This is a genomic window from Clostridium frigidicarnis, assembly GCF_900111985.1.
Taxonomy (GTDB): Bacteria; Bacillota; Clostridia; order Clostridiales; family Clostridiaceae; genus Clostridium_Z; species Clostridium_Z frigidicarnis.
On record NZ_FOKI01000001.1, the window covers coordinates 1 to 13,100 of the forward strand.

General features: G+C 27.1%; 12 protein-coding genes. 10 read left to right on the forward strand and 2 right to left on the reverse strand.

Annotated elements, in window-relative coordinates; translation table 11 throughout:
• Window positions 1-337: 337 nt before the first annotated feature.
• Entirely contained in the window at window positions 338-910 is a 573-nt protein-coding gene (locus BM119_RS00005) for a GNAT family N-acetyltransferase (RefSeq protein WP_177199258.1), read from the reverse strand.
• 318 nt (window positions 911-1,228) lie between these two features.
• Here BM119_RS00005 and BM119_RS00010 point away from each other — a divergent pair, with 318 nt between their 5' ends.
• The 3 genes from BM119_RS00010 to BM119_RS00020 all read left to right on the forward strand — a co-directional run bounded on the left by BM119_RS00010 (window position 1,229) and on the right by BM119_RS00020 (window position 7,024).
• Entirely contained in the window at window positions 1,229-1,549 is a 321-nt protein-coding gene (locus tag BM119_RS00010; RefSeq protein WP_090037381.1) for a rhodanese-like domain-containing protein, read from the forward strand.
• Window positions 1,550-1,561: 12 nt separating this feature from the next.
• On the forward strand, window positions 1,562-3,262 hold the full coding sequence (locus tag BM119_RS00015; protein WP_090037383.1) for an FAD-dependent oxidoreductase: 1,701 nt from the start codon (window positions 1,562-1,564) through the stop codon (window positions 3,260-3,262).
• A gap of 192 nt (window positions 3,263-3,454) precedes the next feature.
• Window positions 3,455-7,024: an AAA family ATPase gene (locus BM119_RS00020; RefSeq protein ID WP_090037386.1), complete on the forward strand. Its 3,570-nt coding sequence runs from the start codon at window positions 3,455-3,457 to the stop codon at window positions 7,022-7,024.
• A 105-nt stretch (window positions 7,025-7,129) separates the two neighbouring features.
• Here the strand turns inward: BM119_RS00020 and BM119_RS00025 are convergent, their stop codons facing one another.
• Complete coding sequence (locus BM119_RS00025) at window positions 7,130-7,441, reverse strand: hypothetical protein (RefSeq protein ID WP_090037389.1); 312 nt, start codon at window positions 7,439-7,441, stop codon at window positions 7,130-7,132.
• A 242-nt stretch (window positions 7,442-7,683) separates the two neighbouring features.
• On the opposite strand from BM119_RS00025, the gene BM119_RS00030 reads away from it, so the two are divergent.
• The 7 genes from BM119_RS00030 to BM119_RS00060 all read left to right on the forward strand — a co-directional run bounded on the left by BM119_RS00030 (window position 7,684) and on the right by BM119_RS00060 (window position 13,041).
• Window positions 7,684-8,292 carry a sugar O-acetyltransferase gene (locus tag BM119_RS00030; protein ID WP_090037391.1) on the forward strand — a complete coding sequence of 203 codons (609 nt, stop codon included), beginning with the start codon at window positions 7,684-7,686 and terminating at the stop codon, window positions 8,290-8,292.
• Window positions 8,293-8,350: 58 nt separating this feature from the next.
• Window positions 8,351-9,037, forward strand: coding sequence for a pseudouridine synthase (locus tag BM119_RS00035; RefSeq protein ID WP_090037982.1), 687 nt, complete (start codon window positions 8,351-8,353; stop codon window positions 9,035-9,037).
• 88 nt (window positions 9,038-9,125) lie between these two features.
• Window positions 9,126-10,319 (forward strand): cytochrome c biogenesis protein/redoxin, encoded by a 1,194-nt coding sequence (locus BM119_RS00040; protein WP_090037394.1) that lies wholly within the window; start codon window positions 9,126-9,128, stop codon window positions 10,317-10,319.
• A gap of 14 nt (window positions 10,320-10,333) precedes the next feature.
• Window positions 10,334-10,774 (forward strand): GNAT family N-acetyltransferase, encoded by a 441-nt coding sequence (locus BM119_RS00045; RefSeq protein WP_090037396.1) that lies wholly within the window; start codon window positions 10,334-10,336, stop codon window positions 10,772-10,774.
• 89 nt (window positions 10,775-10,863) lie between these two features.
• Entirely contained in the window at window positions 10,864-11,094 is a 231-nt protein-coding gene (locus BM119_RS00050; RefSeq protein WP_090037399.1) for a TIGR04540 family protein, read from the forward strand.
• A 161-nt stretch (window positions 11,095-11,255) separates the two neighbouring features.
• A complete protein-coding gene (locus BM119_RS00055; protein ID WP_090037402.1) occupies window positions 11,256-12,113 on the forward strand; it encodes a hypothetical protein in 858 nt (285 codons plus the stop codon).
• Window positions 12,114-12,165: 52 nt separating this feature from the next.
• The gene (locus BM119_RS00060) at window positions 12,166-13,041 is read left to right on the forward strand and encodes a CPBP family intramembrane glutamic endopeptidase (RefSeq protein ID WP_090037404.1); all 876 of its coding nucleotides are present in this window, start codon (window positions 12,166-12,168) and stop codon (window positions 13,039-13,041) included.
• The last annotated feature ends 59 nt before the right edge of the window (window positions 13,042-13,100 follow it).

Consider the following 13,100-nt stretch of genomic DNA (forward strand, 5'->3'; position numbering starts at 1 on the left):
ATCTTTCAACAGAGCAGATAATGAAGAAATGGACTTCACCAATTCAACATTGGGCGAGTACTTTAGCTCAACTTAGTATTTTATTTGAAGGAAGATTTGAAGTTTAAAATTAAGCTTGTACAACTTTTAATAATCATGAATAGTATTACTATTTTTGCAAATAATAACTATATAAAAAGTTACACTAACCCATTATTAGTATTGCCTTGAAAAATAAAAATTACTACTGACAATAAAATCCAGTAGTAATTTCCAATTAAAAAAAGCCCGTCTTTATTTAATTACACAAACTTATGCATATTCTCAAAAATCCTGTGCTACATAATATAAAAATAAATTACAAAGCACTATTGTCATTTGTTTTTATAAGTCCATATATTAGTCTATCCTCAAATTTATCTGTTCCTCTATTATAAGCTGATTGTTTTTTAAAACCTTCTTTTTCGAATCCAAGTTTCATAACTAATTTGTTTGATGCTATATTTTCAGGGTGAATTATTGCTTCAATCCTATGCAATTCTATTACTTCAAAAGCATATTCTATAACTTTTTGTGCAGCTTCACTCATTATATTTCGTTTCCAATAGTTTTTATTAAGCATGCATCCTAGTTCAGCTTTTGAATTCCAATTATCAAAGGTATGAAGTGTAATTAATCCAATTACTTTATCATAATCTTTATCAGCAATGCACCAGCGAATAAATCTTTTATATCCATTTAAAAAAGAATGTACTGCTTTTTGTGCTTGTTCCATACTCTCCATAGGTTCTGTCTGCTGATATCTTACGGCTTCTTCATTAGAATAAATTTCATAAATTTCATTTAAATCCTGTTGTTTTACTTCTCTTAGTATGAATCTTTTTGTCTCCAGTTTAGGAAATACATTAAATGTTATTTTAAAAATATCCATAAAGCAACTCCTTGGTATAATAGTTTTTAGAAATAAAGAGAGTCTACTATTTTGTAATAGTAGACTCTTAGAGAACATATCTTTCAAAACAAGAGCTATGATTTTTGAAGCCACAGCTTTTGAAAATATGTAATTAAGTAAATTATATCATATTTTAACTAAATATTCAAGCTAGGTGTCTTTTTATAGAGAATTATTTCAAAACAGATAACAAATTTCTATGTAATGAGTATTTATATATTGAAGCAAAATGAAATAGAATCTTAAATAATTGTGTAGGGAATAATATATAATAAACTTTAATGGAGTTGATAAACAATGTTAAATTTTTTTAGAAAAGATCATAAGAAAACAATTAATGTAAATGAAATAGATCCATTAATAGGCAAAATAGAATTAATTGATATTAGAGAACCTTATGAATATAAAGGTGGTAGCATAAAAACAGCTAAAAACATACCTATGGGTGAGCCTTTAAGTAATACAGAGAAATATTTTAAAAAAGATAAAGAGTATTATATTATGTGTCAATCAGGTGGAAGAAGTTCTTCTACTTGCAATAAATTAAAAGAACAAGGATATGATGTAATAAATGTAAAAGGTGGAATGAGATCATATTCAGGAAAGAACAGAAAGTAGGAGGGGTTATTTATGAAAAAAAGAATTTTAATAGTTGGAGGAGTTGCAGGTGGGGCATCTGCAGCAGCTAGATTAAGAAGAAATAGTGAAGAAGATGAAATAATAATGTTTGAGAAGGGTCCTCATGTATCTTTTTCAAATTGTTCACTTCCATATCATTTAAGTGGAGTTGTTGATGAGGCAGATAAACTAATTTTGATGAACCCTAAGAAATTTAAGTCTCATTATAATATAGATGCAAGGGTTAATAGTGAAGTTATATCTATTGATAGAACTAATAAACAAGTATCTATTAAAGATGTTTTAACAGGAGAAATATATAAAGAAACTTATGATAAGCTTATACTTTCTCCAGGGGCTAAACCAATAGTTCCTAATATAGCTGGAAGTGATAAGGTTAAGATTTTTACAGTAAGAAATGTAGTGGATATTGATAAATTAAATAACTATGCTAAATCTATGGATTCAAAAGATATTGCTGTAATAGGTGGAGGATATGTAGGAGTAGAGGTTGCTGAAAACTTGAAAGAGGCAGGATTTAATGTATCTTTAATAGAAGCTATGGACCAAATCTTAAAACCATTTGATTATGATATGGTACAAATACTTCATAAAGAGCTTTATGACCATGGTGTAAATTTAATTGTAGGTGATAAAGTAGAAAGCTTTGAAGAGAATGTAGTAGTGTTATCTTCAGGAAGGAAAGTTTCTGCGAAAATAGTAGTTATGGCAATAGGAGTTTCACCAGAGGTTAACTTGGCGACAGATGCAGGTATAAAACTTGGAGAAACAAAGGCTATTAAAGTAGATAAAAACTATAGAACACACGATGAAGATATATATGCAGTAGGTGATGCCATTGAAGTCTATAATGAATTAACACATTCTATGACCAAACTATCACTAGCAGGACCTGCCCAAAAGGAAGCTAGGTCTGTTGCAGATCATATAAACAACAGAAAAACTTTAAATAAAGGATATATAGGTTCATCAGCAATAAAGGTGTTTGATTATAATGGAGCATCAACTGGACTAAATGAATCTTTAATTAAATTTTTAAATATGAATATTAATTATGAGGTTGTTAGGTTAATAGCTAGTGATAAAGTTGGAATAATGCCAGATTCATCACCAATGCATTTTAAATTATTATTTGAAGTTCCAACTGGTAAAATATTAGGAGCTCAAGCTATTGGAAAAGGCGATGTGACTAAGAGGATTGATGTAATAGCAACTTCAATAAAATTTAATGGAACTGTAGAAGATTTAAAAGATCTAGAATTATGTTATGCACCACCTTTTGGAACAGCAAAGGATATTGTTAACTATGCTGGATATATAGGATCAAATCTACTAAATTGTGATTTTAAACAAGTAAATGTAGATAAGGTAAGAGATCTTGTAGAAGAAGAAGCTTACATTATAGATGTAAGAGAAAAAGTAGAATATGATAATGGTCATATTATTGGTGCAAACAATATACCTTTAAGTGAATTAAGAAGTAGAATTAATGAAATACCAAAAGATAAAAAGGTATATGTACATTGTAGAACAGGACAAAGGAGCTATAATGCCACTTTAGCATTACAACACTTAGGATATACAAATATTTATAATATTACAGGAAGCTTTTTAGCACTATCTTTTTATGAATATTTCAATGATAAAACTACAGATAGAAAAAGTATTGTAACAAAATATAATTTTAAATAACAAAAATATAATTATAATCAGTTAGATATAGCCGTATACTAAACTTAGTATACGGCTAACTAAATTTAAAGAAGCGTAACAAAAAAATCTTTAGTAATCAAGTTGAATAAAGGTTAAATGTAAACTATAATAGTATAAACATAAAATGTCTGATAATAGTTATTGTTGGATATAGAGAAAGGGTGACATAAGATGAACATTAAAGATATACAAAATAAATTTATAGCTATAGAAAATATTTTAAATAACGAACTTATAGGTCAGGAAGAATTTGCCCATGGTTTATGTAACTATTTTGAAGAAAAAATTTCAGATAATGCAAAAGGAATATTACTTCTAATGGGGGAAAAAGATACTTTCAAAAAAAGTAGCATAAGAATTCTATTTGAAAATCTTAAAAAGTATAATTTAATAACAAATGAAGAGATAGATGAAATAGATCTTGGATCTTATAACTTTAATTTAGGATATAATGCTTTTTTAACAGATTTATATGAAAAGCTTAATAGTAGTTCAGAGTGTGTAATCTTTAAAAATACTGAAAAAGTCAGTGATGACATATTAAAGGTATTGTCTAGTATACACCCTAATGAGTGCTTAGAACTAAACGATGACTATATAATAAAAAATAAGTTTTTAATTGAAGCTGATGATACAGATAAGGGAAAGATTAGTGAGTTTATCTGTCATAATAAATTTTTCGTGTTTCTTTATAATGAAGAAGCTAATGAGGTAACAGAAAAATTAGAAGAAAAGATTTTGCTTAATAAAGATAAGGTTCTATATACTAAAAGTTTAACTCAAGATGAAAAAAATATTTTAATTAGAAGAGAAGTTTTAAAGAAGATAAACAAAATTCAAGTAGAATTGAATATAGATATATTATTAGGTATAGATAATGAAAATGAAATTGAAGATGATTTTGGATTATGTAGTTTTCTTCAAGAAAATTTTGCCCAAGAAAGCGGTTTTGGAGTTAGTCAATATGTAGCATATAAAATATATAAACCACTGATAAATTTAATTAGAGAAGAAACTCTTCCATATGATAACCAAGTGCTAGTTTATATAGAAGATAACGATATATACTGTAAAGCTAATAACGATATATTTAAATTAAGTAATTATTCAACACCAACCCTTGAAGAAGCAAAATACAATTTGCAATCAATAATAGGAATGAAGGAATTAAAGGATTTTATAGTTAATGTTGAAAATAATTATAAGGTTCAAAATATAAGAGAAAGACTTGGACTAAAAACTTCAAGTATCTCAATGAATATGATATTTGCTGGAAATGCAGGTACAGGTAAAACTAATGCAGCAAGAATAACTTTTGAATATTTAAATGCATTGGGAGTATTATCAAAGAGAATATTTAAAGAAGTTAGTAAAGCTGATTTTGTTACAGAGAATGTTAATGATACAGCAAAAAGAACAAATGATATAATAACTTCAGCTCTAGGTGGGGTTCTTTTTATAGACGAGGCTTATTCTTTATGTGAAAGTGAAGATGATAAGGTTGGTAAAGAAATAGTAGATGCGCTTTTAAAGGGAATTGAAGATAATCGTGATAATTTAATTGTTATATTAGCTGGATATGAAAGAGACATGGAAAAGTTTTTAAGTTTTAACCAAGGACTTAAATCAAGATTTCCTAATATAATACAATTTAAGGATTATAGCCCTGTAGAAATGTATGAGATAGCTGTTAATATTGCAAAATCCAAAGGATATAGAATAGCTAAAAATGTAAAGTCAGGGTTAATAGACTTATTTACAAGAAATCAAATTATAGGTAAGAATGATTTAGGAAATGCTAGGTTTGTAAGGAATATAGTTGAAAATGCTATAATGGACGCTTCTAAAAAATACTTAACTAACAGCGAAAAGCAAATAGATTTGCTTGAAAGAGATAATTTTAACTTTAAGGTTAATGCTAAGTTTGATTTAGAGGAAAAATTAAATGAAATAATAGGATTAGAAGAAGTTAAAAATCTTTTAAGAAGCCAATATAAATTAATAGTTGCTCAGGAAAAAAGAAAATCTGTAGGTGTTAATACAAAAATAGAACAGAACTTAAATATGGTGTTTGCAGGAAATCCTGGTACAGGCAAAACAAGTATAGCAAGATTAGTAGCAGAAATGCTAAATAGTATGGGATTATTAAAGGTTGGACAGCTAATTGAAACAGACAGATCAAGTTTTGTTTCAGAAGTACCTGGAGAAACTTCAAAGAAAACAGAAGAGAAATTTAAAGAAGCCATAGGAGGAATCTTATTTATAGATGAAGCTTACACTCTTGCCAATGATTCACTAGGTAGAGAAGCCATAGAGACACTTCTTAAACTTATTGAGGATTATTCAAAAGAAGTAATAGTTATATTAGCAGGATATGAAGAAGAAATGGAAGATTTCTTTGATGTTAATATTGGTTTAAGATCTAGGTTCCCATTATGGACCAATTTTGAAGATTATAACCCTAATGAACTTTTAGAAATGGCTATAAAAATAATGGAAGCTAAGGGGTTTAAATTATCTAAAAATGCTAATGTGGCTTTAAAGAAAAGTTTTGTAGATATTTATGAAAATTCTGATGCTCAGTCAGGTAATGGCAGAATGGTTAGAAATTATGTGGAAAAGTTAATTAGAAATCAAAGTATACGAATAGCTGAAGAGGATATCAGTGTTTATGAAATGAATTTAATAACAACTAAGGATATAGAAAAAATTAAAGTATCTGAGTACGATAATGACTTTGATTTAGAAAAAAAATTGAAAAATTTAGTTGGAAATGATAAGGCAAAAACATTTTTAAGAAACCAATATAAACTAATAAAAGCCAAGGAAAAAAGAAAAAAATTCGGGATAGATACAGATATAAATAAATATATGAATATAGTTTTCACAGGTGAAATTGGAAGTGGAAAAAAGACTGTAGTAAGTATATTATCAGAAATGTTTTATAGCATGGGTTTGGTGAAGTCTAAAAGTATAGTTGAAATAGATAACACTGAGATTATATCAATGATGAATAAAGATAAAGATATAGAGATAGATGATATTTTAAATAAGTTTCTTGGAAAAGTGTTATTTATAGATAAAGCACATTTGATTTTAAAAGAAAATAAATGTAGTGAAATCATATCATCACTAATAAAATTTATAGATAAAAGTAATAATAAAGTAATTGTGGTTTTATCAGGAGAAAAGGATTCTATGAGAGAGTTACTATTAACTAATCCGTCTTTAAATTATAGATTTCCAACATACCTTGATTTTGAAAACTATGATGAAAATGACTTGGTTAATATTGCTTTTAACACATTAAAGAATAAGGGATTTTCTTTAGAAAAAGAAGAAGAGGAAGTATTGAATCAAGTAATACAAGATATGTATAGAAAACAAAATTTGGGATTAAAAAATGGATTGATGATAAAACAATTTTTGGATAATTTAATAAGAGCTCAAAGTATAAGAGTATGTGATGAGAAGATATCACACAAAGACATAAATCTTATAAAAGTTAATGATATATTAGCGGGTAAAAAAGAATTTTTAAATAAAAATATATTTAAATCTTCGAAGGCTTCTTGGGAAGGTATAGATATGGAATCTAATATAAATAAAGAATTTAATTTCAAAGAACAAAATTATGATTTTTCTATAACAGATGAACTTATAAAGTTAAAGAATTTACTGGATTTAAATATTATAAATAAAGAAGAATTTAATATATTAAAAAGAAAATTAATTAGATAAGTAATAATTAAAAAGAGTGGTATAAAAAAGCCTATATGAAAATTAAAAAGTATTTTCATATAGGCTTTAAACTTACAAAGAATATGTAAATGTAGTTACTTTATCTTAGTGATTTGAAATCCATTCTACTGCTTGAGGAATTGAACAAGCAGTAGCTTGACCATCTAATTTTGAAATGAAAAGAGTATCCTTTTCTTTAATAGTAACTTTTAGCTTATCAAAGATTTCAGTTTCACTTAAGGTACTTTGTAAAAGAAAACTTGTAGGCATTAAATGAGCCCATGCTCCTAGTGACTTAAGTTCTCCAATTAGTTCATAATCTTCATGATGATGGTGATGATGTTCATGGTCATCATGGTTCTCACAACCACAATCATGTTCTTCTTTTAAATAATAGTTTATTAAATATACTGACATATAAATACCGCCTTTAATTCGTAATGTATAAGGTGAAAGCCCCTTATCATAGCTGCTTAAAATCTTAGTGTGTACTAATATAATACAATAAGTGATAATAAAAATCAATTACAAAATGAAAGTTATTATTAATTTAATATAAGTATTAGTATTCTAAAACTTGCGTTAACAAAATTCTATATACTATAATTATATTAATGTAATATTAAAACATATTTTTATAAAGTAGAAAGGAGTCTAATATGACAGAAAAAGAAAAAATGGTTAAGGGATTACCATATAACCCTGGGGATGATGAATTAGTGGCTGATAGGTTAAATGCTAGAAGGCTTATGAGATTATATAATAATACACTAGAGACAGAATTAGATAAGCGTAGAGACATATTAAAAGAACTGCTAGGCTCAACAGAGAAAAATTTTTATATAGAGCCAAGTTTTAAATGTGATTATGGTTATAATATACACATTGGAGATGGATTTTACTCAAATTATGATTGTATAATGCTTGATGTAAGCGAAATAAGGATAGGTAAAAACTGTTTTATAGCTCCGGGAGTTCATATATATACAGCTACTCATCCTATAGATCCATTTGAAAGATTAAAATATGAATTTGCAAAGCCAGTAAAAATAGGAAATAATGTTTGGATCGGTGGTCACGCAACTATAAATCCAGGAGTTACTATTGGAAACAATGTTGTTGTGGCATCAGGTTCAGTTGTAACAAAAAATGTTCCTGATAATGTTGTTGTTGGTGGAAATCCAGCAAAAATTATAAAACAAGTAGATCTAAATAAGGAAGAAATAATTGAGAAGAAAAACAAAACGGAAAAGGTAATTGTTGATTAGGAAAAAGAATATAAAAGATTACAGGAAGAAGCTAAAGAGAAAGGACAATAACTTAAACATGAGGATAAACAAATTATTTAGTAATTTAGGGCTTTGCTCTAGAATGGAAACAAATAGGCTTATTGAGGCAAATAGAGTAACAGTAAATGGAAAAGCCTGTATACCGGGACAGTGGGTAGAAGAAAGTGATATTATATTAGTTGATAATAATCCAATTCCTATAAAAGATAAAATTTATATAGTTTTAAATAAACCAACAGGAATTATATGTACAGCAGCAAAAGAAGTAAAAAATAATATAATTGAATTTATGAATTATCCTGAATACATTTTTCCAGTAGGAAGATTAGATAAGGAATCTCAAGGACTTATATTAATGACTAACGATGGAAAGTTAGCAAATAAAATTTTAGAATCTGAAAATCATCATGAAAAGGAATATATAGTTACACTTGATAAACCTTTTTATGATGATTTTATATTAGGTATGTCTAGTGGAGTAGAGATCTGTGGAGTAAAAACAAGACCTTGTAAAGTTAGTAGAGTTAGTGAAGATACTTTTAAAATTATTTTAACTCAAGGTCTTAATAAACAAATTCGTAGAATGAGTAAGATTTTTGGTTATACAGTTGTTAGATTACAGCGTATTAGAATTGTCAATATAGAACTTAAAGGATTAGATATTGGACAGTGGAGAAACCTTACAAAAGAAGAAGTGTTTAATTTAGAAAGTGGACTGAAGTAATATAGTTATCAAGTGACTTTATCACATAACAAAGAAATTAAATACTGTAAACTAAAGAAAAATTTATTTTAAATTAGGAGGTGCTAAATTGGATAATGTTAATTTGTTCTTAGTATTTATAGAGGGCATAGTGTCTTTCTTTTCTCCATGTATATTACCATTATTACCTGTATATTTAGGTATATTATCAAATAGTAGCATGGAACTATTAAAAGAAGGTAAAGTAAGTTTTTGGAATAGCAAGTTAATGAGAAACACATTATTATTTATTTTAGGAATTTCTACAACATTTTTTATATTAGGATCATCAGTAAATATGTTTAGTAGATTTTTTAACTCAAATAAAACACAGATAACACTAATAGGTGGAATAATAATTATTATTATGGGACTTTTTTATATGGGTTATTTAAATTTAAGTTTTTTACAAAAGGAAAAGAAATTTAATTTTGAAGTAAAAGATATGAATGCTATTACAGCATACTTATTTGGATTTACATTTAGCTTTGGTTGGACACCATGTATTGGTCCTATGTTAGCATCAGTTTTAATTATGACATCTAACTCAAAAACTTTATTAGAAGGAAATCTATTAATTGGATTATACACTTTGGGATTTGTGTTTCCATTTATGATTATAGCTATGTTTTACAATAAACTTTTTAAAATAGTTGATAAAATAAAATTACATATGCCAAAAATAAAAAAGATAGGTGGTATTATTCTTATAATATCAGGTATCATAATGATTTCAGGAGCGTTTAATGGGAAAATAAATGATGAGAATTTATCACAAGCACAAGAAAATAATATAGATAAAAACATTAATAAGAATAAGGATTCAGATAAAGAGAAAATTTCAGCAATTGATTTTAGTTTATATGATCAATATGGAAATCTGCATAAATTAAGTGATTACAAAGGTAAGGTTATATTCTTAAATTTTTGGGCTACTTGGTGTCCGCCTTGTAAAGAAGAAATGCCTTATATAGAAAGTATATATAAATATTATAATCAAAATAAAGAAGATGTTGTTATTTTAGGGGTTGTATCTCCAGATTTAGGAAGAGAAATGTCTAAGGATGGAATTAAGAATTTTTTAAAGGATAATAATTATACATTCCCAGTAGTATTTGATAATACTGCAAGATTAACCTATGAGTATAATATTAATGCTTTTCCATCAACACTTATAATTGATAAAGAGGGCAATGTAAATCAATATGTTTCAGGAGCTATGAATGAATTTAAAATGAAATCGTTAATAGAAAAAGTAAAATAAAGACTGGAGAAAAAATGAGAAGAGTAGAAAAAAGAGATTTTAATATTTTATTTGATTGGATAAATGATAAGGACGTAATAAAAAATTCAAGATATGGAAAAGGAAAATCACTAGATGAATTTACAATATGGTTTAATGAAAAAATAAAAAGTCAATCAAGCTATATGTTTATATTAGAAAAAGAAAATAATCCTTTAGGTCAAATTAATTTTGACTTAGTTGAAAAAGAAGTTGTTATAACTTATTCAGTAGATAAAAGATTTAGAAATCAAGGATTGGGCAAAGAGTTGGTAAGAGAAGTAGAAAAATTTATAGGTATTAATCTTAAAAATGTTAAAAAAATATCTGCATATATTAACTCAATCAATATACCATCTATAAAAGTATTTGAAAATTTGGGATTTATAAGAGAAATAGATGAAAAATACTATGTTAAATTAATAAAAAATCTATAAATTTTAATTAATATATTTAAGAAATTTTAAATTTAGGATATAATAATAAAGTAAAAAAATATTTATATAAAGATTAAAAGGAGTAAAAGATGAGAGCAGTTTATAGAAATCCAAAGGAATTAGCAACGTATTTAAAAGATTTGGTAGATTCTTATTCAGAGAATCTTATTACATACGAGAAGTTAGAAGAAAAAGTCCTTAAGATTGTAGAGGCTAATGGGGATAGGGTTTATAGAGATGGGTTTATGGTTTCCAAGATTGAAATTGTAATAGGAGAATCAAGAAAAGAAATTATTGATAAAATAGTTAAACAAATTTAGAAATAGTATAATAGGCACTTTCTTATGTTTATAAGTTAGTGCTTATTTTTTTGTGTTTAAGGCACATTCAAAAAATAGTTTTATTCAAAAACATTTCATAATCAGCAATAAAAATGTATAATATATGTAAAGATAAGAAATTTTGTTAGGGGGTTATAAAAATGGACATACCTATATGGCAATATTTATTAACTATGATTATCTATTTCTCAGTACTTATGATAATTGTAGAGTTTATGCGTAACAAATACAAGATAGCTAATATTGTTTGGATTGTATCATTACTTACATTTCCACTATGGTTAAAGGGTGGAGTAATTGGCTGGTTTAGATGGGCAAAAATTTTAAGTGTAATTCTTCCAACTATATTTGTTGGATTTTGCAGAATTGCCAGTGTTGAAAATAGAAAAGGGAAATGGTGGGAGTTCATACAGAAACCATGGGTTTTGTGGTTTACTTATGTAATATTATTTTTAAACATTATGGAGGCAACTTTAAAAGATTTAGCTTTAGGTAATTATGCGAACTGTGCTTGTGGTTTTTTACTATGTGTAACAATACCTTTTGCTCCCAAGTATTGGAAATATCATAAAGAAGGTAAGGGAGAATTAATAGTATATACTACAATGGCTTGGAACTTTTTATATACAACATGGAATTTATGCTTTGTTTATGGAGAAAGTAAAGCTTATTTTGCAAGCTCAGTGTGTATTCTTTTAGCAGCTGAAATTTATCCTTTAATAAAGAAAAGACATGAACTATATATTATGGCCAGAGTTTATACACTAGCAACTCACATGATAGTACGATCATGTTTTGGGGGCTTAATATTAAAAGTCATGGATTCTTCATCATGGTTTAATGAAACTGTATGGCAAACATGGGGCAAAATTAATCTGATTTTAATAATACCATTTGTATTTTGGCATATATGGCAGTTACACACCGGTAATGCTGAATACACATTCCGTAGCAAAAGGGTTCCTAAAAAGGCACTATCAGAAAATCTGAATATGTAAGTAGGTTCTAATGCTTAAGGCACCTGAAAGAAAATAATTGGGAGGGTAAGCAATGGATAAGTTTAATAAATTAGCATTACCATTTGTTAATGGGGTAGAGGAAGGTAAAAGGAAAAGTAATTTGTTTGTTGCAATGATAGTTGTTCCAATATTCTCTTTTCTAGTATCTTTCATATTTAGTTATGTAGTATTTTTAATTTCATTTAAAAGGGTACCATTTATGGGGCTTGTAATTCCTTTTTTAGGAATGATATTAGGGGTCTTTATATGGGTTAGATTTTTTGAAAAAAGAAAATTTGACACAATAGGTTTTTTTACAGAAAATAATAAAGCTTTAAAAAACTATATGATAGGAATAATAACAGGGTTAGTAGCTTTTTCAATAGCAACATTTATAATAGTAACTTTTCAAGGAAATATATCTTTTCTAGGAATTGATTTTAATAAATCAGTATTTTTATTTACTATGCTTATTGGATATGGTGTTCAAGGAGCTGCTGAAGAAATATTAACAAGAGGATATATATTTGGGGTTGTATCAAATAAATTAAATGTAGTTTGGGGAATTATAATTAATTCAGTGATATTTGCACTACTACACTTGGGCAACCCAGGATTTGGATTAATTCCGTTTGTTAACATAATCCTTGTGGGAATATTTTTCACACTAATGGCTATCATAACTAAATCTTTATGGTGTTCATGTGCTATCCATAGTATGTGGAATTTTGCACAAGGACATATTTTTGGTACAAGTGTTAGTGGAACAGGAGTATCGTATAACAGTATATTTATGACAACATCTAACAACTCATTAGTAGCTGGTGGAGTTTTTGGACCAGAAGGAGGACTTGCTGTTACAATTACATTGCTTCTCTTTATTTTAATTTGTATATTTAAAATAAGAAAACAACTAAATAGTATTTAATTTTAAGTGATAAGCTTACCAAGTCTTTTTTAGGGAGTTGTTTAAGGACAATTATAAGA